Annotated in this window: 19 protein-coding genes; 12 read left to right on the top strand and 7 right to left on the bottom strand. The window is 66.9% G+C overall.

The features are described from left to right. Positions 1-130: 130 nt before the first annotated feature. From HK401_RS13450 to HK401_RS13470, 5 genes are all read left to right on the top strand, one after another. Positions 131-1,342: an MFS transporter gene (locus tag HK401_RS13450; protein WP_219921928.1), complete on the top strand. Its 1,212-nt coding sequence runs from the start codon at positions 131-133 to the stop codon at positions 1,340-1,342. Positions 1,343-1,434: 92 nt separating this feature from the next. Next, the gene (gene recQ, locus HK401_RS13455) at positions 1,435-3,273 is read left to right on the top strand and encodes a DNA helicase RecQ (protein WP_181275165.1); all 1,839 of its coding nucleotides are present in this window, start codon (positions 1,435-1,437) and stop codon (positions 3,271-3,273) included. After that, positions 3,270-4,277, top strand: coding sequence for a helix-turn-helix transcriptional regulator (locus HK401_RS13460; protein ID WP_309135991.1), 1,008 nt, complete (start codon positions 3,270-3,272; stop codon positions 4,275-4,277). Before recQ ends, HK401_RS13460 begins: the two co-directional genes overlap by 4 nt. Positions 4,278-4,540: 263 nt before the next feature. Then, on the top strand, positions 4,541-5,590 hold the full coding sequence (locus tag HK401_RS13465; protein WP_181275166.1) for an ABC transporter substrate-binding protein: 1,050 nt from the start codon (positions 4,541-4,543) through the stop codon (positions 5,588-5,590). Further along, positions 5,587-7,755, top strand: coding sequence for an iron ABC transporter permease (locus tag HK401_RS13470; protein WP_309135992.1), 2,169 nt, complete (start codon positions 5,587-5,589; stop codon positions 7,753-7,755). Before HK401_RS13465 ends, HK401_RS13470 begins: the two co-directional genes overlap by 4 nt. 65 nt (positions 7,756-7,820) lie before the next feature. Here the strand turns inward: HK401_RS13470 and HK401_RS13475 are convergent, their stop codons facing one another. Continuing rightward, positions 7,821-8,390 (bottom strand): OsmC family protein, encoded by a 570-nt coding sequence (locus tag HK401_RS13475; RefSeq protein ID WP_181275167.1) that lies wholly within the window; start codon positions 8,388-8,390, stop codon positions 7,821-7,823. A 293-nt stretch (positions 8,391-8,683) separates the two neighbouring features. Here HK401_RS13475 and kynU point away from each other — a divergent pair, with 293 nt between their 5' ends. Next, entirely contained in the window at positions 8,684-9,949 is a 1,266-nt protein-coding gene (gene kynU / locus HK401_RS13480; RefSeq protein ID WP_181275168.1) for a kynureninase, read from the top strand. A 74-nt stretch (positions 9,950-10,023) separates the two neighbouring features. Here the strand turns inward: kynU and HK401_RS13485 are convergent, their stop codons facing one another. Continuing rightward, positions 10,024-10,893: an MOSC domain-containing protein gene (locus tag HK401_RS13485; RefSeq protein WP_181275169.1), complete on the bottom strand. Its 870-nt coding sequence runs from the start codon at positions 10,891-10,893 to the stop codon at positions 10,024-10,026. Then, positions 10,874-12,154, bottom strand: a complete 1,281-nt coding sequence (locus HK401_RS13490; protein WP_309135993.1) for an MFS transporter — start codon at positions 12,152-12,154, stop codon at positions 10,874-10,876. Before HK401_RS13490 ends, HK401_RS13485 begins: the two co-directional genes overlap by 20 nt. 192 nt (positions 12,155-12,346) lie before the next feature. Between HK401_RS13490 and HK401_RS13495 the strand changes: the two genes are divergently transcribed. The 4 genes from HK401_RS13495 (at position 12,347) to HK401_RS13510 (ending at position 14,597) form a co-directional block, all read left to right on the top strand. Continuing rightward, a complete protein-coding gene (locus HK401_RS13495) occupies positions 12,347-12,937 on the top strand; it encodes an isochorismatase family protein (RefSeq protein WP_181275170.1) in 591 nt (196 codons plus the stop codon). A 71-nt stretch (positions 12,938-13,008) separates the two neighbouring features. Continuing rightward, positions 13,009-13,389 (top strand): rhodanese-like domain-containing protein, encoded by a 381-nt coding sequence (locus HK401_RS13500; protein WP_258234192.1) that lies wholly within the window; start codon positions 13,009-13,011, stop codon positions 13,387-13,389. A gap of 289 nt (positions 13,390-13,678) precedes the next feature. After that, a complete protein-coding gene (locus HK401_RS13505) occupies positions 13,679-14,053 on the top strand; it encodes a hypothetical protein (protein WP_181275172.1) in 375 nt (124 codons plus the stop codon). Between the two features lie 121 nt (positions 14,054-14,174). Then, positions 14,175-14,597 carry an OsmC family protein gene (locus tag HK401_RS13510; protein WP_181275173.1) on the top strand — a complete coding sequence of 141 codons (423 nt, stop codon included), beginning with the start codon at positions 14,175-14,177 and terminating at the stop codon, positions 14,595-14,597. Between the two features lie 94 nt (positions 14,598-14,691). Here HK401_RS13510 and HK401_RS13515 read toward each other — a convergent pair whose 3' ends face one another. From HK401_RS13515 to HK401_RS13525, 3 genes are all read right to left on the bottom strand, one after another. Beyond that, a complete protein-coding gene (locus tag HK401_RS13515; protein ID WP_181275174.1) occupies positions 14,692-15,552 on the bottom strand; it encodes a polyphosphate kinase 2 family protein in 861 nt (286 codons plus the stop codon). Between the two features lie 72 nt (positions 15,553-15,624). Next, on the bottom strand, positions 15,625-16,473 hold the full coding sequence (locus tag HK401_RS13520) for a hypothetical protein (protein ID WP_181275175.1): 849 nt from the start codon (positions 16,471-16,473) through the stop codon (positions 15,625-15,627). Positions 16,474-16,546: 73 nt separating this feature from the next. Beyond that, a complete protein-coding gene (locus HK401_RS13525) occupies positions 16,547-17,236 on the bottom strand; it encodes a trimeric intracellular cation channel family protein (RefSeq protein WP_309135994.1) in 690 nt (229 codons plus the stop codon). Positions 17,237-17,357: 121 nt separating this feature from the next. Between HK401_RS13525 and HK401_RS13530 the strand changes: the two genes are divergently transcribed. Then, the gene (locus HK401_RS13530) at positions 17,358-18,227 is read left to right on the top strand and encodes an alpha/beta hydrolase (RefSeq protein WP_181275176.1); all 870 of its coding nucleotides are present in this window, start codon (positions 17,358-17,360) and stop codon (positions 18,225-18,227) included. 77 nt (positions 18,228-18,304) lie between these two features. Here HK401_RS13530 and HK401_RS13535 read toward each other — a convergent pair whose 3' ends face one another. Then, positions 18,305-18,808, bottom strand: coding sequence for an OsmC family protein (locus tag HK401_RS13535; RefSeq protein ID WP_181275177.1), 504 nt, complete (start codon positions 18,806-18,808; stop codon positions 18,305-18,307). A 126-nt stretch (positions 18,809-18,934) separates the two neighbouring features. On the opposite strand from HK401_RS13535, the gene HK401_RS13540 reads away from it, so the two are divergent. Further along, a complete protein-coding gene (locus tag HK401_RS13540) occupies positions 18,935-20,596 on the top strand; it encodes a molybdopterin-dependent oxidoreductase (RefSeq protein ID WP_181275178.1) in 1,662 nt (553 codons plus the stop codon). Positions 20,597-20,788: the final 192 nt, after the last annotated feature.

Genomic DNA, 20,788 nt, shown 5'->3' on the forward strand with positions numbered 1-20,788 from the left:
AGGGGATCCTGCGAAGGAATTCGCGGGGAAGCGATCGGGAATCCGGTCGACGGAAACGGTCGGCCACCTCGGCGAGAGGTCGGCCACCTCGGCGAGCATGCAGACCCACGAGACGAAAGGCGGTGCGGCAGTGCCCGATGAAACGATGTCGACGAACGGGTGGGGCTCGGCCCCGCGCGCCGCGTCCGGATGGGGGCTGGCCGCCTCGGCGTATGTCTTCGCCGTCGTCATGATGGGCACGACCCTGCCCACTCCGCTCTACCCGCAGTACGAGGTCGAATTCGGCTTCGGCAACGCGCAGACGACCGTGCTGTTCGCGATCTACGCGGCCGGGGTCATCGCCTCGCTCGTCCTCTTCGGACGGTTCTCCGAGGCCATCGGTCGGCGTCCCCTGCTCGCGGCCGGGGTGGTCCTGTCGGTCGCCTCGGCGGTGCTGTTCATGATCGGCAGCAGCCTGGGCCTCCTCTACACGGGCCGGGTCCTCTCGGGATTGGCCGCGGGGATCTTCACGGCCACGGGCACGGTCACGGTGCTGGAGAACGCTCCGTCCGGCCGTCACCGACTCGCGGCGTCGCTGGCCACGGCGGCGAACATGGGCGGTCTGGGACTCGGGATCCTCATGGCGGGGCTGCTCGCGCACTTCGCCCCCGGCCCCCTGTTCACTCCGTTCCTCGTCAACGCGATCACCCTCGTCATCGCCGGGTTCGCCCTGTTCATCGTCCGCGATCGGGTCCAGCCGAATCCGGCGGCCCTGCGCCTGCAGCTGCCCGGCATCCCCGCGGAGTCCAGGCGCATCTTCCTCGCCGCCTGCCCCGGCGCGATCGCGGGTTTCACGCTGTGCGGGCTCTACTCGGCGATCGCCCCGAACTTCATGGGTCAGACCCTGCACGTCTCCTCCCCCGCGGTCACCGGCACGGTCGTCTTCCTCCTCTTCGGCGCCTCGGCGACGGCTCAGCTGATCTTCCGCGACCTCGCCGACCGGACGCTGATCGTGCTCGGATCGACGACGATGATCATCAGCATGGCCGCCCTCGTCATCGCCCTCGAAACCGGCTCGCTCATCCTGCTCATCGTCTCCTCGCTGCTGGCCGGAATGGGGCAGGGCCTCGTGTTCATGACGGGCATGCGGGCGATCACGACCGCGACCCAGCCCGAACGACGCACCGAGGCGACCACCTCGTATTTCATCGTCGCCTACCTCGCCATGTCGCTGCCGGCCGTCGGGGCCGGACTGCTCGCCTCGGAGATCGGTCTGGCGGGATCGACCACGGTCTTCGCCGCGGCCGTGGCGTGCGTGTGCGTGGTCGGACTGTTGGCCTCCGGGCGGTTCGCTGCGAAGTGAGGGGCGGGCGAGGCGCGGCTTCGGCACGACCGCGGGCCCGACGTCGGTACGGCCCAGGCGCGGCGTCAGGGTCGTGAACTAGGGTGGAGGACATGACCTCCTCCGCCACGACCTCGCCGCTCGATGTCCTCCACGATGTCTTCGGCTATGAGGAGTTCCGGGGACAGCAGGGTGCCATCGTCGACCAGGTCGTCGGCGGCGGCGACGCGGTCGTGCTCATGCCCACCGGCGGCGGCAAGTCACTGTGCTATCAGATCCCTGCCCTGGTCAGACCCGGCACGGGCATCGTCATCTCCCCTCTCATCGCGCTCATGGCCGATCAGGTCGCGGCGCTGGAGAACCTCGGAGTGCGCGCCGCCTACCTCAACTCCTCCCTCGACTTCGACGAAGCCGACCGGGTCGAAGCGCAGCTGCTCGACGGTGAACTCGACCTCCTCTACCTCGCCCCCGAACGCCTCGTGCTGTCGCGGACGATGCAGCTGCTGCAGCGGGCGCAGATCTCCCTGTTCGCGATTGACGAGGCCCACTGTGTGTCCCAGTGGGGGCATGACTTCCGCAGCGACTACCTGGGCCTCGGGGTGCTGGCCGAACGCTTCCCCGACGTCCCGCGCATCGCTCTCACGGCCACGGCGACCCCGGCCACACACGCCGAACTCACCGAGCGCCTCCACCTGCAGGGCGCTGAGCACTTCGTGGCGAGCTTCGATCGCCCCAACATCACCTACCGGATCGAGCCGAAGGCCTCCGCCCGGTCCCAGCTGCTCAGCTTCATCACCACCGAACATCCCGGGGATTCCGGGATCGTGTACTGCCTCTCCCGCCGCGGAGTCGACCAGCTGGCCGATGCGCTCGCGGCCCGCGGCATCACCGCCCTGCCGTACCATGCGGGACTGCCCGCCGAGGTGCGGGCGGCGAATCAGGCCCGCTTCCTCCGCGAGGACGGGATCGTCATGGTCGCGACGATCGCCTTCGGCATGGGCATCGACAAACCCGATGTCCGCTTCGTCGCCCACCTCGACCTGCCCAGGTCGGTCGAGGGCTATTACCAGGAGACGGGACGAGCCGGTCGTGACGGGCTGCCCGCGGACGCGTGGATGGTCTACGGCCTCGGCGATGTCGTCTCGCAGCGCCGCCTCATCGAATCCGGTGAGAGCGACCAGGCGCACAAACGGCGGTCGATGAGCCATCTCGACTCGATGCTCGCTCTGTGTGAGACCGTCGACTGCCGCCGCGTCCAGCTGCTGCGCTACTTCGACGAGGAGTCGGGCCCGTGCGGCAACTGCGATACGTGCCTGACTCCCCCGACCACGTGGGACGCCACGGTGGCCGTGCAGAAGCTGCTGTCTACGGTCATCCGCCTTGACAGGGAACGCGGTCAGCGCTTCGGTGCTGGTCAGGTCATCGACGTGTTGCGCGGCAACGACAACGACCGCTCCCGTGCTTCCGACCATGCGAGTCTGAGCGTGTGGGGTGTCGGCGAGGATCTGTCCGAGAGCCAGTGGAAGACCGTCGTCCGCCAGAGCCTCGCCCGCAGACTCCTCGAATCCCACGGCGACTACGGGGTGCTCGTCCTCGGTCCCGTCGCGGACCCGGTGCTGCGTGGGGAAACGACGGTGTCGATGCGTGTCGATCCCGTTCGTAAGTCCGGATCGAAAAGGGCGGGATCCTCGCGCCGAGGCGGCTCCGAGGTCACGCTCGATGCCGCAGGCACGGAGCTGTTCGAAGCGCTGCGGGCCTGGCGGGCCGAACAGGCGAAGGAACAGGGAGTGCCCGCGTACGTCGTGTTCCCCGATGCCACCCTGTACGGCATCGTCGAGGTCGGACCCTCGACGGTCGAGGAGCTCGGCCAGGTCAGCGGTGTCGGCCTGAAGAAGCTCGAGCGCTACGGTCAGGACGTGCTCGAGGTCATCGAGGCGCACTCGCGGTCGTGAGCGGTCGCAGCCGGTATTCGGTGAGCAGTGAGTCTTCGGCGCGTACGGAGAATTCTGCGCGCGACGATTCCGCCCGCAGTGACGATGCGGCGCGCGGTGCCTGGCGCGGATCGGCGCGAGCCCTCAACGGCCACACTGTCGAGCTGCCTGCCGGGGCACCGCAGCAGTTCACGATCATCGTGGAATCCCACTACGTTGCGGAACCTACCCGGTGGGAGCCGCATTCGCACCCCGCCCACGAACTCGTCTGGGTGCGTCGCGGCACGATGACCGCCCGCATCGGCAACCGCATCTTCACCACCTCCGAAGGGTTCGGACTCTGGATACCAGCAGGTCAGACCCATTCCGGTCGGCTGACCCCGGGCATCGAACTCTTCGATGCCTTCTTTTCGGCGGGATCTGCCAACCGTGGTGGCCGTAACGACCACGCCGAGCGTGATGGCGTCTCCGCCGACCGGGCCGACAGCGTTGAGGGTGGAGCACTCGACGCGGAAGCGACACCTCCACCCACCCTCCAGCCCGCCTTCGCCTCGGCGACGACGGTGGCGATGACGCCCGTGCTCCAGTCCCTGCTGATCCACCTCACCCGCACCGACCTCGACCCCGCCGCACGGTCGCGTGCGGAAGCCGTCATCTTCGACGTCCTCGAACCGACCGACAGTGAACTCGCCATCGCTGTCCCCGACGATCCGCGCATCGCCGCCATCACCGAGGCGGTCATCGACGATCCGGGCGACGAACGGACCATCGAAGACTGGGCGGCGCGGCTGCAGGTGAGTGCGCGGACGATCACGCGTGCGTTCCACTCGAGTACGGGTTTGAGCTTCGCGCGCTGGCGGCAGGCCGTGCGCATCCATCAAGCCGTCGAGCTGCTGGGGGAGGGAGTATCCGTCCTCGAAGTAGGCGAGACCCTCGGCTACACCCAGACATCGACCTTCATCGATGCCTTCCGCAGAGTCATGGGAATGACGCCAGGTGCCTTCGTCTCCCGCACCTCCCTCTAGAACACGTCCTCATCAGCTCAGTACCCGAACCCTCATCATTCTGTCCATTTTCACGAATCATCTGTCTTCATATCTTCATTGCGGACATCCACTAGTGAGCTTAGACTCACCTAACGTGGCACAGGCCCGTTCGGGCTGCTCGCGCATCGTCGCCGCCACACACGGCCCGCGAACGGCGGGCACGATCACCGAAACCATCGGCGCACGCCTCTCTCATGTCGCGAGGTCGCCGCCGATCAGCTTGAGACCTGAAGGACAGTGCCATGACACCACCTCGCCTGCTCACCACCATCGGAATCGGAGCTGCCGGGCTCGCTCTCCTCGCCGGCTGCGGGACCACCGCAGTGGGTGAGGAAGCCGGATCAGCCACCTCGGCGCCGGCATCCGAGAGCTGCGCTGACGACACCACGGAGACCTCGACTGACCCTGTCGAGATCACCGACGGCGTCGGCCGCACGGTCAAACTCGACAAACCAGCCGAACGTGTCGCCATCCTCGAATGGCAGGAGGTCGAGGACGCCCTCACGTTGTGCGTCAACCCGGTCGCGGTCGCCGACCCGGACGGGTATTCGACCTGGGTGAGCGCGGAGAAGCTGCCGAAGGACACCGCCAGTGCCGGCACCCGCGAGGAACCCGACCTCGACTCGATCTACAAGGCGGACCCCGACCTCATCATCGTCGAAGGCTTCAGCAAGGACGAGGAGATCCTCGATCAGCTCGAGAAGCAGGACGTGCCTGTCATCGTCGCTCGCGGCAACAATCCCAAGGACCCCGTCGGCAACATGAAGGACGTGTTCTCCCTGGTGGCAAAGGCAACGGGACGCACAGAACGGGCAGATCAGGTGCTCAAGGAGTTTGATGAGAATGTCGAAGAGCGCAAGAAGGACGTCGCGAAGGTCGATCTCGAGACCAAGGACTTCCTCTTCTTCGACGGCTGGATCGAAGGCGGCAACCTCTCGCTGCGCCCCTACACCGACGGCGCGCTGTTCACCGAACTCGGCAAGGACCTCGGGCTTCACCCGGTTTGGAATGAGAAGGTGAACAAGTCCAACGGCACCGGAGGACTCGATGCTGACTACGGCCTCGCCCAGACCGATATCGAAGGACTCACGGCCGTCGGCGAAGCGAACCTCTTCTACGCCAACGACGCAGCCTCGGGTTACGTCGACGAACTCGAGAAGAGCAGCATCTGGAAGAACCTGCCCGCCGCCAAAGAAGGCCGTGCCTATGAGTTCCCGAACGTCTGGGGCGCCGGTGGACCGCGCTCGACCCAGCAGGCCGTCGACGCATACGCAGACCTGCTGACGAAGTGAAGCAATCGGCGACGGGGCGGACTGCCCCGTCACCAGCCGCCTCGGCGGAGGTCCGCACCTCCCCGCGGGGTTCGGCGGCTTCGGTGACGGCGACCCTCGGTGTCACTGTCTGCCTCGTCCTCGCATTGGCGGCGGCAGCCCTGTGGCACCTTGCGCAGGGCACGTCCGGGGTCGGTCTGGGCGACATCGTTCGGGCGCTCATCGGCGAGGTGGGCCGCCTCGGCGATCCTGATTCCGGCAGTTCCGGAGCTGCCGTGCCGAGCGTCAACGGCGTTCCCGTCGCGGACATCTTCGCCGGCTCCCGCCTGCCCAGGTTGGCGGCGGGAGTCGCGGTCGGCCTGGCGCTCGGGGTGGCCGGCTGCCTGCTGCAGTCGATCACTCGCAACCCTCTGGCCTCGCCCGACACCCTGGCGGTCGCGTCGGGATCGCATTTCGCTCTCACCGTGCTGGCGGCCGCGGGACTGACCCTGCCGCTGTGGGCCTCGAGCGCGGTCGCCTCGACGGGAGGGCTCACGGCGGCACTCTGCGTGCTCGGACTCGCCGGCCGGGCGGCGACGAAGGAGACGACGCGGATCATCCTCGCCGGTTCGGCGATCGCTATGGCCCTCGAGGCCGGCACCGGGATGATGCTCCTGTTGTTCAAGGAGAACACCGTCGGCCTCTACGCTTGGGGCAGCGGTTCGCTCTCGCAGCTCAACCTCGACGGTTCGCTGCGGGCGGCACCGGTCATCGCACTTGCCCTCGTCGCCGCGCTGCTGCTGTCCCGTCGCCTCGACGTGCTCGGGATCGGGGAGGACGCTGCGGCGAGCCTCGGCATTCCCGTGCGCATGACCCGGCTGGCGGCGGTCGTCCTCGCAGTCGTGCTCACCGCGGTCTCGGTCACGCTGGCCGGCCCGATCGCCTTCGTCGGTCTCGGGGCACCCGTACTCACCCGGCTGCTCGCGCATGTGGTTCCCGCGTTGCACCGGCATATGCTCGCGCTCCCGGTCGCAGGACTCATCGGCGCGCTGCTCATCATCGTCGCCGACGCATGTGTGCGGGCCGTGCTCTCACCCACCGGGGCCGCGTCGATTCCGACGGGCATCCCCACCTCGTTGCTCGGCGGAGCACTCATCGTCGTCCTGGCCATGCGGCTGCGCGATTCGGCAAGCGCCGGGCAGGCTGCCAGCGTCACCGGTCGGCTGCGCAGTTCGCGCCGGTTCGTCATCGTCCTCAGCGTCGCGACCGGGTGCCTCATCGCAGTCGTCGCCATCGGACTGCTCGCGGGAAGTCTGTGGCTGCGCCTCGGCGATGTGGCCCTGTGGCTCTCACACGACGCCCCGGCGCTCATCGACCGTGCTTTCAACGAACGTGTCCCCCGCATCCTCGCCGCCTGCCTGGCCGGTGCCGGGCTCGGGCTGGCCGGCTGCCTCGTCCAGTCGACGGTGCGCAACCCCTTGGCCGAGCCGGGGATCCTCGGCATCACGGCGGGTGCCGGCCTCGGTGGGGCGGTGGCTGTCACCCTTCTCGGCGGGTCCCGCCCGTTGCTCGTGACCGCAGCGGTCCTCGCGGGTCTCATCACTTTCGCCATCGTCGCAGGCTTGGCGTGGCGAGGTGGTTTCCGGCCCGACCGTTTCGTCCTCATCGGCATCGGCATGGGCTACGTGCTCTCCGCTGTGACGACGTTCCTCCTGCTCAGCGTGGATCCGTGGAAGACCCCGCGGCTCTTCACGTGGCTCTCGGGCACCACCTACGGCCGGGTCGACCTCGATTCTCTGCCGATCGGTCTCGTCCTTCTCGCCGCCATTCCTCTCGCATTCGTCATGGCGCGCACGCTCGATCTGCTGGCCCTCGATGATGACACGCCGAGGCTGCTCGGCGTGCGCACGGCCCGCACCCGACTCATCGCGCTGACTCTGGCTGCCGTGCTCGCTGCGGCCAGTGTCATCGCCGTCGGAGTCGTCGGCTTCGTCGGACTCATCGCTCCGCACTTCGCACGCTTCCTCGTCGGTTCCCAGCATCGCAGGGTCATCCCCACCACGGTGCTCATCGGGGCAGTGATCGTCTGCGCGGCTGACACCATCGGGCGCACGGTCATCAGCCCGGCGCAGATCCCCGCCGGGCTGATGATCGCGCTCATCGGCGCCCCGTACTTCGTGTGGCTGCTGCGCCGATCTCGTGCATGACGGGGGTTGGGGTCAGTTCGCCTTCGGAGTCGGTTCCGGGCACAGCACCCGGCTCGGGGCCGCGCTCAGTTCGCCTTCGTCACCGTCACGTCGATGGGTGTCGGCTGGGAGACGATGTCGAAGACGGGGCAGTGGGCGTCGACGGTGCGCTGCAGCTCCTGGTAGGCCTCCTCGGAGTCGGGGCCGGTGACTTTCACGGAGATGCGCACGGCAGAGAATCCGGGGCGAACATCCTCGTCGATACCGAAGATGCCTTGGACATCAAGGTCTCCCTCGGCGGTGATCTCAAGATCATCGATCGTCAATCCGCGGTTGTGAGCGTAGAGCCGATAGACGACGACCTGGCAGGAGATGAGGGCACCGAGGACATACTCGACGGGGTTCGGCGCTGCGTCGTCACCAGCGAGCGGGGCGGGTTCGTCGACGGTGAACGTGTGCTTGCCCGCTTTGATCACCGAGGACACCGAACCCTCGGCGCGCCCCTTCGCGGTGAAGGTCAGCTGCGCGTTCTTCGCCGAGGCGGCGATGCGTTCACCCCATCCCTGTCCTGCCGCGGTCAGTCGGGCAGCGCGGTCTTCGGCGCTGATCGGCACGGTCGTGGCCTCGGGTGTGGTGGTATCGGTGGTGGCAGTCATCGGGACCCCTCCTTCAGGTTGGTGCCCTCAGACTAGGAAGCCCGCGTCGTGGGGTCGGGCGTCGTCGTCGAAATTCGCCACGCGCCGACTTCTCCTCGTCATATCGAGTCACAGAAGGTCAGACGGGCTCCGTAAACAGCGATGAGGGTGGAACCGCCGGCCCGGGAAGCGTCGTGGACGGCCGACCCCTCCGGGTGTGTAATCTGACAGGGAACCCCTCCAGGCAACGTGGTGGTCGGCGAATTCACCGGCTGCCGACGATTCCCTGGACCCCGTCGAGACGAAGGTGACCGATGACGACTTCTGACCGCGCGGCCTGCGAGGCTCGCGACCGCACCGATCCGCTCGCCGATTTCCGGAGCGACTTCGTCCTCCCGTCCGAGACGATCTACCTCGACGGCAATTCGCTGGGCCCGCGTCCGGTCGGTGCGGCCGAACGAGCGCAGAAGGTCATCGCCGATGAATGGGGTACGGACCTCATCGGATCGTGGAACTCTGCCGGCTGGTGGGATCTGCCGGCCACGCTCGGGGAGAAGGTGGCCGGCATCATCGGCGGCGGTTCCGGGACCACTGTCGTCACCGACACCACCTCGATCAACCTGTTCAAGGCCGCCTCGGCGGCACTGCGGATGCAGGGCGTGGACGCCCCCGACCGCCGCGTCATCCTCACCCAGCGGGAGAATTTCCCGTCCGACATCTACATGCTCGAGGGGCTGGCCGAGCAGCTCGGCGACGGGTACGAGGTCCGCCTCGTCGACGACGTCGAGGTCACCGCGGGCTTCCCCGAGGCCATGACCGACGAGATCGCCCTCGTCGTCCTCACCCACGTCAACTACCGCACGGGTCGGCTCTTCGATATGGCCACGACCACCTCGGCGATCCATGCCGGCGGGGCGCGAGTCATCTGGGACCTGTGCCATTCGGCCGGTGCCCTCGAGATCGACCTGGCCGGGTCCGGTGCGGACATGGCGGTCGGGTGTACGTACAAATTCCTCAACGGCGGGCCGGGCTCCCCTGCGTACATCTGGGTCGCCGAGGAGCTGGTCAATCGGTTCGCCCAACCGCTGTCGGGCTGGTGGAGCCATGCGAAACCGTTCGAGATGAGCCCGGACTACGCGCCGGCCGACGGCATCCGCCGCTTCCTCACGGGCACACAGCCGATCGTGTCGATGTCGGTGGCCGAGCTCGGTCTCGACATCGCCGGCCGCGTCGATATGGCCGAGGTGCGGCGGAAGTCCCTGGCACTGTCGGACCTGTTCATCGAGCTCGTCGAGTCCCGGCTGTCGGACCATCCGGTCGAGATCGTCACTCCGCGTGAGCATGCCGATCGCGGTTCGCAGGTCTCGATCGCCCACCCCGAGGGGTTCGCGATCATGAGTGCCCTCATCGCCCGCGGGATCATCGGCGACTACCGGGAGCCGCACATCCTCCGTTTCGGCCTCACCCCGCTCTACCTCGGCTTCGCCGACGTCTGGGACACCGTCGAAGCCCTGCGCGATAACCTCGACAACCGCCTCTGGGACGACCCGACATTCAAAACCCGCGGCGCCGTCACCTAATTACTACCTGACGGCGGCGCAGCAACCTGGCGCCACGTAGCTGGGCCGCCGTCACCGGTGTTTGGGCGATGGGATCAGAGGACGTCAGCGTAGACACCGAAGAGCGGTTCGCCCGCGTGGTTCCTCGGCCGGTAACCGGCCAGGGTCTTGAGCACCGGGGCGTTGCGTTCGCCGGTGAGCGGATCGAGGTCCATCACGGCGCACCTCGGAATCGGAGTTCCGATCCTCACTCTCAGATCGCCGAGGTTGACCGTCACACCCTCCCACGTCTCCTCCACATAGGGTTCGTCCGTGTCGATGACGACAGTGGCGCGGAATCGTGCGGCTTCGGCGGCAAGATCGGGAGAGCCTGGATGCGACTGCGCCACTCGTCGGCTCAGATCGCGCAGTGACGCCGTTGTCACGATCGAGATCGGTGACCCGTAGACAACTGCGCCGCGAGGTGCTCTGGCCAAGCGCACCGGTGTGCCGAGCCACTCCGATGCGAGATCCGAGTGCGGGCCCTCGGTGAGTTCAAGCTCGACCGGCCGCTTCCAATAGTCGCAGGTCAGCTGCTCACCCGATCCACTGGGAATACCGCTGACCGAACATCCGTCGGGCAGGGCCATCGTCAGCTCATCGCCGTCGCGAGCCAATCCGCTGCCGCGTTCACTGCCATCATCGCCATCCCCACCACGCACAAGGGACGTCGCAATCTGAATGAGCTTCGGATTCTGCACGGTCTTGAGCACCGTCCGACGTTCGACGTCGACGAGGCAGAACTCGCGGTCACCGCTCGGACCGCCGGCGTCGACGACAGCACCAGGTCGAAGCTCGTGCCGCGTCCCCTTGATGTGGGCGAACCCGATCGTGTGAGCCTCGAATGACCGCGCAGACGTCGGTGACGGCGGCCCAGCTACGTGGCGCCAGGTTGCTGCGCCGCCGTCAGGTAGTAATTGGGGCATGGGGGTTGGGTCTTCCGGTGAGGACGTAGGCTCCGATGGCTGCCGCTCCGATGACGAGGATCGTGCCGCCGATGATGACGGCCTGCGGGATCGTCGCGATCGTGCCGAGCACGCCGACGGTGACACCGGAGAACGTCTGCATCCCGGGGCCGAAGGTCGCGTACGAGCCGATCACCCGACCGCGGATATGCGTCGGCGCCTGCAGCTGGATGATCGCCATCTCCGTCGACTCGGCGGTGATCTTCGAGACTCCCGCGAGGAGCAGCATGACCACGGCCAGCCACAGGTGCGAGGTGAAGGCGAAGATGATCGACGACGCTCCCAGACCGGCGGCGGCGATCGTCGCGGCCGCCGGTGTCGGCGGCACCCAGCCGGTGGCCTCGAGCAGGAACCCGCCGAGGACCCCGCCGGCTCCCATCGCGAAGAGCAGCACTCCGTAGGTGAAGTCGCTGTCCCCACCGGGACCGGTGAGCAGCCCGCCGAAGACCGGCATCGAGACCTGGAGCACCGCACCGATCGTGATCGAAGCGATCGCGGCGAGAAGCAGCATGCCGATGATCGCTCGATTGTGGCGCACCTCGGCGAGGACCTTGAGCGACTGGATGAGCGTGGTCCGCGCGGTCCGCACCCCGCCGCTGCGCAGGTGACCGGTGTAGGGAGTGCGGATGAGGAAGATGGTCAGCGGCAGGTAGAAGACGATGTTGACGAAAATTCCCCATGTCGGTCCGAGCCCGAGCAGCAGTGCCGATCCGACGACCGGTCCGAAGAGGATGCCGAGGCTGCGGAAGGTCGCATTGAGCCGCACCGCCGACGGCAGTTCTTCACGGTCGACGAAGTCGTGGAGCATCATCTGCTCGGCCGGGCCCCACAGGCAGCCGGCGAGCCCGTGGATGACGAGCAGCACACACGCCTGCCACAGCTGCAGGGAGTCGGTGAGGAAGAGGATGCCCCAGCACAGCGACACGAGCATGAACAGCCCCTGCCCGATCTGGATGAGCCTGCGGCAGTCGAAGCGTTCGGCCAGCGAACCGGCATAGACCGACAGCAGGAGGAACGGCAGCCAGTGGCTGATGAGCTGGAACCCGACGAGCGCGGGCGACTCGAATTTCTGCCACAGCACCCAATAGGTGATGACGTGTTCGATGTTGTCGCCCATCATCGCCAGCCCCGAGCCGACAAGGTACGGTGCCGTCGACCAACTGCGCAGCACGCTGAATCGCCGGGGCCCCGGGCGGCCGCCGCTCATCTCATCTCCGCTCACCTGTCCCATTCTGGCACCCCGACGACAGCAACGGAGGTGACCTTCCGCACCGTGGAACTCTCCCTCGCCGAGGTGGCCCGATCATTCCGTCGTCCGCTGGCTTCCCCACCGGCCACCTCGGAAAGAACGGGCAACTCCCCTTGATCGCGGGACCAAGCCGGAGCAGGATTGTCTCAATCAAGGAGGATCGCCATGACCGCAACGCCCACCGCAGCATCCGTATCAGCTCCGCTGCCGTCCGACCGCCCGAACACCGCCCTCATCGTCGTCGATGTCCAAAATGCGGTGATGGAGGCGTCGTGGAATTCCGAGAACGTCGTCTCGACGATCTCTGACCTCGTCGATCGTGCCCGCGCCGATGGCACCGATATCGTGTGGGTCCGGCACTCTTTCCGCGAGCTTCCGCAGGGCACCGAGCAGTGGCAGATAGTCGATGATCTCGTGCCTGCCGACGGTGAGGCCATCGTCGAGAAGACCCACGGCAATACCTTCGAAGAGACCGACTTCGAGGACGTGCTGGCCGGCAAGGACATCGGTCGCCTCGTCGTCACCGGCGCCCAGTCGGATGCCTGCATCCGCTCGACGATCCACGGCGGCTTCGCTCGCGGCTACGACGTCACCCTCGTCTCCGACGCTCACACCACCGAGGACCTCAGCGCATGGGGCGCGCCGGAACCGGGGAAAGTCGTCTCCCACACGAACCTCTACTGGGGCTTCGAATCCGGAGCCGGCAGAAAGGCAGCGGTGCAGACGGCAGCCGACGTCGACTTCGCGCACCGATGACGCTCCCCCACCGAGGCAGCACCGAGTTCCGTGGTGTCGGCGAGCCTGGTGCCCCACCCGCTTCGATGGTAATGCTGGCACGCGCGCGGGCCGAGATCGACCGGCTCACCCCGGCCGAGGCTCATGCCGAGCAGCGGGCCGGCGCGATCATCGTCGAGGTGCGCACCGAGGTCCACCGCGACAGCGCCCCGTCGATTCCCGGATCGCTCGCCATCGACCTCACCGTCCTGCCGTGGCGACTCGACCCGGATTTCGATTGGGCCATCCCCGAAGCCGACAGCCTCGACCGACGTTGGATCCTCATCTGCCGCCATGGCTGCTCCTGGTCCCTCGCCGCCTGGAACCTCAGGCAGATGGGGCTGACCCGCGTCGTCGACGTCATCGGCGGATTCGACGCGTGGAAAGCCGCCGGCCTGCCAACCACGGACACCCCACCCGATCGCCGGCCCTGAGCAGCCCCGGCGGGCTTCGTCAGCTGGTCGAGACGACGGTGGAGTGCCGAGACAACGGCACACACAGGTGTCTCGGCACTCCACCGTTGTCTCGGCGGTGTGAGGTTGGGCACTTTGATCTCCCCCGCGCGCACGTCTCACTAGAATGGACGGCGAGTCGCGGCCTCGACGGCGCAGGGCGCCACCGCGATTCCCTGACCACTGGTTCTACTACCACCGGTTTCACAACGACTGGTTCCACAACGACCGGTTCCGCATGACCGACACCTCTGCGCAAAGGACGACTGACATGGCCAAGACCACCATCTGGATCGGAATCATCCTCATTCTCATCGGGGTGATCGGATGGATCGTTGCGGCCTTCGCCAGCGTGACGGCTCTCATCCCAGCTTTCCTCGGCGTCGTCCTCGTCATCTGCGGGTGGATCGGCATCAAGCGCCCGAAGATCGGCGTGCACATCGCGCTCGTCGTCGCTCTCCTCGGCGTCATCGGCACGTTCTCCCGAGTCCTCCAGCTCGGTGATCTGTTCGCCGGGACCGCCGAGGTCCCCCTCGCGATCATCTCGAGCACGCTGACCTTCATCCTGCTCATCGCCTACATCGTCGCCGGTGTCCGCTCGTTCATCGCCGCACGTCGCACCCCGAAGGGCGCCGAGGCGGCCTGACCCACCCAGCGCGCCGGCAGGGACGGCCCAGCTGGGATCGGTCCGACCAGCGCGAATCCGGCTGGGCACCGGATCATCGCCCGGCGTACCGTGAGCTGACGCCTGGTGGCATCATGGGGGCATGAGCGAAGACAAGCGCAGCATCGAACTGACCAGGATCGCCGAGAACCACTACCGTGCCACCGCACCGAACGGGGCGAGCGTCGAATTCGGCCGCGGTGAGGGCCTGATGAGCCCCGTCGAGCTGCTGCTCGCCGCCGTCGCCGGATGCTCGTCGATCGACGTCGACACCGTCACCAGCCGCCACACCGAACCGACGAAGTTCGACGTCTCCGCGACCGCGGACAAGCTCGACGAGGATGGGGCCTCCCGCCTCGACAACGTCCATCTCGACTTCGATCTCGCGTTCCCCGATGACAAGGACGGCCGGCGCGCCGATTCTCAGATCGAGAAGCTCGTCGGCCTCTCCCATGACAAGTACTGCACGGTCTCGCGCACCGTCGAACACCCGACGAACGTCGACTTCAGCATTCGCCGCGACTGAGCTCGCGATCCGGTCAAGCCATTCCCTCGCCGAGGTGGCCCAGCGCTCCGCTCAGACGTGAACTTCGGTACGCGGGGCCTTCCGGAGCACACCGTCAGCTCTCGGCCAGCCGTTGCTTCTCGACTGCGATGTCGAAGTCAGCCGGTGGCCACTGCGGGTCGATGGCGTGGAGGGCGTCGAGCAGGAGACGCTGCACGGCCAGGCGTGCATACCATTTGCGATCGGCGGGGACGACGAACCAGGGAGCCGCCTCGGTGGAGGTGCGCTCGAACACGGTCTGATAGGCCTTCATGTAGTCGGGCCACAGGAGGCGTTCGTCGACGTCGCCGGGGTTGTACTTCCAGTACTTGTCGGGACGGTCCAAACGCTCCATCAGCCGGTCCTTCTGCTCGTCCGGGGAGATGTGGAGCATGACCTTGATGATGCGCACCCCCGCCTCGGCGAGTTCAGTCTCGAAGTCGTTGATGGCGTCGTAACGGCGCTCGATCTCCTCCTCATCGGCGAGACCGCGGACTTTCCCGATGAGCACGTCTTCGTAGTGGGACCGATCGAAGACGCCGATCATCCCGGGGCCCGGGACGCGCGCGCGGATGCGCCAGAGGAAGTCGTGGGCGAGCTCCTCGTCGGTGGGCTTCTTGAAGGAGGCGAGCTCGACGCCTTGGGGATCGACGGAACCGACGACATGGCGGACGATGCCGCCCTTGCCGGCAGTATCCATCGCTTGGAGGATGAGGAGGACCGCAGGCCCGGAATCCGCCTCGTGGTGGGCGGCGAACAGGCGCTCCTGAAGATCGGTGAGTACGCCGACGCAGGCACCCAGATCCTCCCGACCTGACTTCTTGTTCCCGTCGTAGCCGGGGGTGCTGCGGGTGTCGACCTCGTCGAGCCGGAATCCCCCACCGACCCGAAGCAGAGGGGCGGGATCGGTCGTCCAGTTGCTCATCGGCGTGTTCATGTGTTCATCCTTGCAGGCAGGAGGCCCACCGTCCAGGTTCCGAAGCCCGGATTTCGATGCTGAAGCTCAGCCTCACCGACGAGTGTCCCATCGCGGCTGCTGCGCCCCCTGCTGCCGAACATCGATGCCCGGCGGCGGACCCTCGTTCGTCAGCCCGCGGCGACGGCGATCATCCGTGTACTGCTGGTAGGCCGCATCGCGTTCGGCCCCGGTCATCGGACGCTCTTCAGACTTATCGATGACATTGCGCAATGCCGCCACCACCGTCAGCACCGCCAGCCCGGCCACCGCCATGACTGCCCAGAACATTGTCGATCCCCCACTCGGCGGGTTCTCAAAGACCCTTTTGCCGCCGAACGTGAAGAAGAAGACCGAGCCGAGGTACGGCAACAGCATCCACATCACGTATTTGAACCCTCCGAACGTCATCAGCATGATGATGCTCAAGCACCAGGCCATGCCGCTGATGATGAAGAAGAGCAGAAGGACGATACTGGCCGGGTCGCTGCTCAGCTCCCCGGAGACCGTCCCCGGGATTGCACGATCGCCGAGGATGAAAGGCCAGGTCGTCATCACAGCGGTCACGATCACCCCGCCGATGACCACGCTGAGGACGACCAAGGCGATGAGGCCCTTCCGCCTGAATCCGCTGTCGTTGCGCCGAAACTCCACGAAGAGGAACGGGAAGACGAAGGTGGTCACACCAGCACAGATCCCGGCCCAGATCGGATCTGCCTCGATAGGGTCGGTACCGCCCTTTTCCTGAAGGAGACCCAATGCGGCGAACCAGACGGTAGCAGTGAAGAAGAGGACGCCGAAGAGGCTGAGCCCAAGGACGCGGAGGAAATCCCTCGCCCACGTCGGTGTCTCCCCCTCCGACGGAATCTGCCGCGGCTGAGCATCGGGCTGTGTCGAACTCATGGTTTCATCGTGCCACACGGTAGTGGCCCAGCGTCTCGGAGTGATGTTCCGGAACTGCCACTCCAGGCCCGCCTCAGTCCGGCTTCCGGAACACCGACGGCAGCTTCTTCACCTTCCGTCCGGTCTCCCGATACGACCACTGCCGCATCGGCTGCGGCACCCGCCATTGCAGCTTCCATGCGAGCATGCGGAAGCCGAAGGCGGCGGCCGCAATGATGAGCGAAGTGATTCCATTGAGCAGCCCGGCCACCTCGGCGAGGATCGTCAGCCCCGAACCGAATAGAGCGGGGATGAGGTAGAGATCGGTGCCGCGGAAGATCGCAGGGTCCTCGCTGGCCACGGCATCGCGCATGAGCCCACCGCCGCACGCGGTCAGCGCTCCCATGAGCAGCGCGGCCGGGAAGCTCGCACCGGCACCCAAAGCGATCGTCGTCCCCGTGACGCTGAAGAGCCCGAGCCCCATCGCGTCGAAGGCGACGATCCAGATCCGAGCACGGGAGATGTGCGACCCGATGATGTAGATGAGCAGGGTCGCGATCAGCGGAGGCGCAAGATAGATCGGCTGCGCGAGCGCATTCGGCACCCGATCGAGGAGCACATCGCGGATCATCCCGCCGCCGATGCCGGTCATCGTGCCCAGCACCAGCCCGCCGGTGATGTCGAAGTTGCGTCGGGCCGCGAGCAGCACGCCCGAGACTGCGAAGACGAAGGTGCCGGTGAGGTCGAGTGCGAGGAAGATGACTTCCTGCAGGTTCAGTTCCACATCGGCTCCCGGGCTGGCTGGTCGGTTCGCTGTCCACTGTAATCGGCGAACCCCGCACTGTCAGGGTCGGGCGAAGCTGAGTCAGGGTCGGGCTGAGTCAGAGTCAGGCTAGGCTGAGACGATGACGCAGCCGACGCTCATCCTCGTCCACGGCGCTTTCGCCAATTCCTTCTCCTTCGCCCCGCTGCAGGCAGAACTGGCCCTCCACGGGGTGCGCTCGGCAGCGGTCGACCTCCCCGGTCACGGGTACGCGGCGACCATCCCGGCCGGGTATCAGTCGCCCCAGGATCTGGCCGAGTTCACCTCGGCGCCGGGGTCGATCAGGGGTGTGACCTTGGCAGACAATGTCGCCCACCTCGCCGAGGCGGCCACCCGAGCCAAGCAGCACGGACCGGTGATCGTCCTCGCCCACAGCCGCGGCGGAGTCACCCTGACCGCACTGGCCAATGCCCGCCCCGACCTCATCGACCACATGGTCTATGTCTCCGCATGGGCACCGGTGTCACTATCGGCCGCCGATTACAACGCCGAGCAGGAGATGGCCGCCGTCGACAATGCCGCGTTGGCCCGTGCCTTGGCCGGGGATCCCGGCGAGCTCGGACTCCTGCGCTGCAATTTCCGTCAGGCCGACCCCGAGGCCCTTGCCGGGCTCAAAGATCTTTTCTGCGCCGACGTCAGCGACGACGAGTTCCGGGTCGCCCTCAGCTCCCTGCAACCTGATGAGAACCTCGACGCGGGCGGAGCCGATGATCGGGCGCAGGCGGACACGTGGGGCACGATCACGCGCACGTTCGTCCGCCTCGGCGAGGATCGCTGCATCCCGACGGCGATGCAGGACCGCCTCATCCGCGAGGGCGATGCGCTCACCCCGGACAATCCCTACCGAGTGCGCACGCTGGTCTCATCCCATCTTGGGTGGATGATCCGCCCCGTCGAGGCGGCCGTTGCCCTGGCGCAGATCGTCGCCGAGGTGGCCGCGCAGTCCGACTGAAACAGCCGGGTGGGGCGGATCTGTCCCGACCCCGATCCGGGGATCCGCGATGGTCGAACCCGCCCGGGCTGGTCGACTCAGCTGAGCTGGAAGTTGTCCGGGTTCTTGTACGGTTCGATGTCGACGATCGGCGATCCCTTGCCCATGAGAAGCTTCGAGATCGGGCAGCGGGCATGGGCCCGGGCGGCGTACTTCTCCGCGTCCTCGTCCGAGACTCCGTCGATGGAGATGAACGCGTGCGGCGCGAAGTAGAAGCCGTTGCCGGAGGGTTCCTTGTGCAGTTCGACCTCGACCCGCACTCGGGACAGAGCATCGAGTTCGTTGACGGCGAGCACAACCTTGAGCGTCTCACCGAGGCAGGTCGACCACGCCATAGCGAGGAACTGTTCGGGATTGTTGCCGTCTTCGACGTGCGAGGTCGGGGCCGTGGTCAGCGTCTGACCGTCTTCGATTCGCACCTCGCCGGAGGTGCCGCCGAGGTTCTCGACCTTGGCGGTGTAGATGGGCGCGCTCGGGCTCTTCGGCTCGTCCGCATCGTCGCTCCGAGCCTGCGGCTGGGCGTATCCGGGGTTCTCAGTCATTGCACCATGCTACGACAGGCACGCAGCAAGTTCACTGTGCTTTCGATGAATGGTCCGTGACCTCAGTCCGATCCGTCCGTGCCGACCCGCACCCATCCGCGGCGGGCACCGCTCCGAATGACCACTATGAACGGAACTCGACGTGTCCACCCCCGCCTCCGCGGCGCAGTTGCCGGGCTGGCGGCGACGCTGGCGATGTTCGGCCTCGCCGATGTCCTCGCGCGCGCCTTCAGCCCGAGCGCCGCACCCCTGCTCACCCTCGGGCAGGCGATCATCCCCCTGGCTCCCCCGGCGGCCATCAAACCCGTCATCGCCCTCTTCGGCGACAATGACAAGCTCGTCCTCGTCCTCTCCACCGGCTTCGGCGCGCTCGTCCTCGCGGGTCTCATCGGAGCGGTGGCCGCCTCCCGTCGACGTCTGGGCATGGGACTTCTGCTCATCGCGGGACTCGTCCCCCTCGCCGTCATCATCCTGCGCCCCGAGGCGGGTGCCCTCGATGTCATCCCCACGCTCGTCGGGCTTGCGGTCGGCATCGCCGTCTTCGCCCTGCTGCTGCGCCTCGGCGGGTTCGCAATCTCCGCCGAGGCGGCCCACCGTCCCGTCGACGACGCCGAGGACACCGCCGTCCCGGATGATCCCGCCGAGGCGGCCGATCGCCCCGATTCCGAACCCGATTCCGAGTCCGGCCCTGCGCCCGGTTCACGGACACCGAACCCGCTCAGTCGCCGCCGCTTCTTCGGCCTGGCCGGAGCGGTCGGCACCATCGGCGCCGTCACCATCGCGGTCGGTCAGACCGTTGCCTCCCTCGCGCAGGATGCCGGAGCGGCGGTCGCCAAGCTGGTCCTGCCCACCCCGGCGAAGAGGGCCGCCGCGATCCCTGCGGCCGCGAGCACCGACGTCGAGGGCACGGTTCCCTTCGTCACCGAAGCTGCGGACTTCTACCGCATCGACACGGTTCTCGCTCCTCCGGTCATCGACCCGGAACAGTGGTCCCTGCGCATCCACGGCATGGTCGAAGAGGAGGTGACCCTGACGATGGACGACGTCCTCGACCTGCCGCTGGAAGAACACCACATCACGCTCACCTGCGTGTCCAATCCCGTCGGCGGGGACCTCGTCGGCAACGCGACCTGGCTCGGATATCCCGTGCGTGATCTCCTCGCCCGAGCACGCCCGAACTCGCAAGCCGATATGGTCCTCTCCCACTCCTTCGATGGATTCACCGCCTCGACCCCGATCGGTGCACTGACCGATGACCGCGCCGCCCTCCTGGCGGTGGGAATGAACGGCGAACCGCTCACCCCGATCCACGGCTTCCCCGCCCGCCTCGTCGTTCCCGGGCTCTACGGCTTCGTTTCCGCGACGAAATGGGTGACCGAACTCGAGGTCACCCGCTTCGATGAGAAGACCGCCTACTGGACCGACCGCGGGTGGGATGCCAAGGCCCCCATCCTCGTCGCTTCGCGCATCGAGGTCCCCAAGCCGCTGGCCAAGGTCCCTGCCGGGGACATCCGAGTCGGCGGCACCGCCTGGGCGCAGCGTGCAGGGATCGACCGCGTCGAGGTCAAGCTCGACGACGGCGAATGGACGCAGGCGGATCTGGCCGAGGAGGTCACGATCGACACGTGGAGGCAGTGGCGTGCCGATTTCGCCGAGGTGGAACCGGGCACCCACACGCTCACCGTCCGCGCGACCGACAAGGACGGCACCGTGCAGACGGCGAAACGTCGCGATTCGATCCCCAATTCGGCCACCGGCCACCACCACATCCAGTTCCGCGTCGAATGAGTGCAGAGCCACCTCGGCGAGAAGATTTTCAACTTTCTTCCCGATTCACCCATCCGGATGCGCACCCGCTGCGAATACCCAGTACACAGCGAGCAATGGAGATCACTTCACAGCTGTGCGCGAATACGCATCACTGTTGATTAGGAGAAGAACAATGAAGACACTGCTTCGCACACGCACCGCCACCATCCT

The sequence above is a fragment of the Brevibacterium oceani genome (genome assembly GCF_013623835.1).
GTDB lineage: Bacteria > Actinomycetota > Actinomycetes > Actinomycetales > Brevibacteriaceae > Brevibacterium > Brevibacterium oceani.

Excerpts from the sequence above, each read along its gene's own strand:
- recQ (WP_181275165.1), top strand. The coding sequence starts at position 1,435 with ATGACCTCCTCCGCCACGACCTCGCCGCTCGATGTCCTCCACGATGTC.
- HK401_RS13465 (WP_181275166.1), top strand. The coding sequence starts at position 4,541 with ATGACACCACCTCGCCTGCTCACCACCATCGGAATCGGAGCTGCCGGG.
- HK401_RS13475 (WP_181275167.1), bottom strand. The coding sequence starts at position 8,390 with ATGACTGCCACCACCGATACCACCACACCCGAGGCCACGACCGTGCCG.
- kynU (WP_181275168.1), top strand. The coding sequence starts at position 8,684 with ATGACGACTTCTGACCGCGCGGCCTGCGAGGCTCGCGACCGCACCGAT.
- HK401_RS13485 (WP_181275169.1), bottom strand. The coding sequence starts at position 10,893 with ATGCCCCAATTACTACCTGACGGCGGCGCAGCAACCTGGCGCCACGTA.
- HK401_RS13495 (WP_181275170.1), top strand. The coding sequence starts at position 12,347 with ATGACCGCAACGCCCACCGCAGCATCCGTATCAGCTCCGCTGCCGTCC.
- HK401_RS13500 (WP_258234192.1), top strand. The coding sequence starts at position 13,009 with ATGCTGGCACGCGCGCGGGCCGAGATCGACCGGCTCACCCCGGCCGAG.
- HK401_RS13505 (WP_181275172.1), top strand. The coding sequence starts at position 13,679 with ATGGCCAAGACCACCATCTGGATCGGAATCATCCTCATTCTCATCGGG.
- HK401_RS13510 (WP_181275173.1), top strand. The coding sequence starts at position 14,175 with ATGAGCGAAGACAAGCGCAGCATCGAACTGACCAGGATCGCCGAGAAC.
- HK401_RS13515 (WP_181275174.1), bottom strand. The coding sequence starts at position 15,552 with ATGAACACGCCGATGAGCAACTGGACGACCGATCCCGCCCCTCTGCTT.
- HK401_RS13520 (WP_181275175.1), bottom strand. The coding sequence starts at position 16,473 with ATGAGTTCGACACAGCCCGATGCTCAGCCGCGGCAGATTCCGTCGGAG.
- HK401_RS13530 (WP_181275176.1), top strand. The coding sequence starts at position 17,358 with ATGACGCAGCCGACGCTCATCCTCGTCCACGGCGCTTTCGCCAATTCC.
- HK401_RS13535 (WP_181275177.1), bottom strand. The coding sequence starts at position 18,808 with ATGACTGAGAACCCCGGATACGCCCAGCCGCAGGCTCGGAGCGACGAT.
- HK401_RS13540 (WP_181275178.1), top strand. The coding sequence starts at position 18,935 with ATGAACGGAACTCGACGTGTCCACCCCCGCCTCCGCGGCGCAGTTGCC.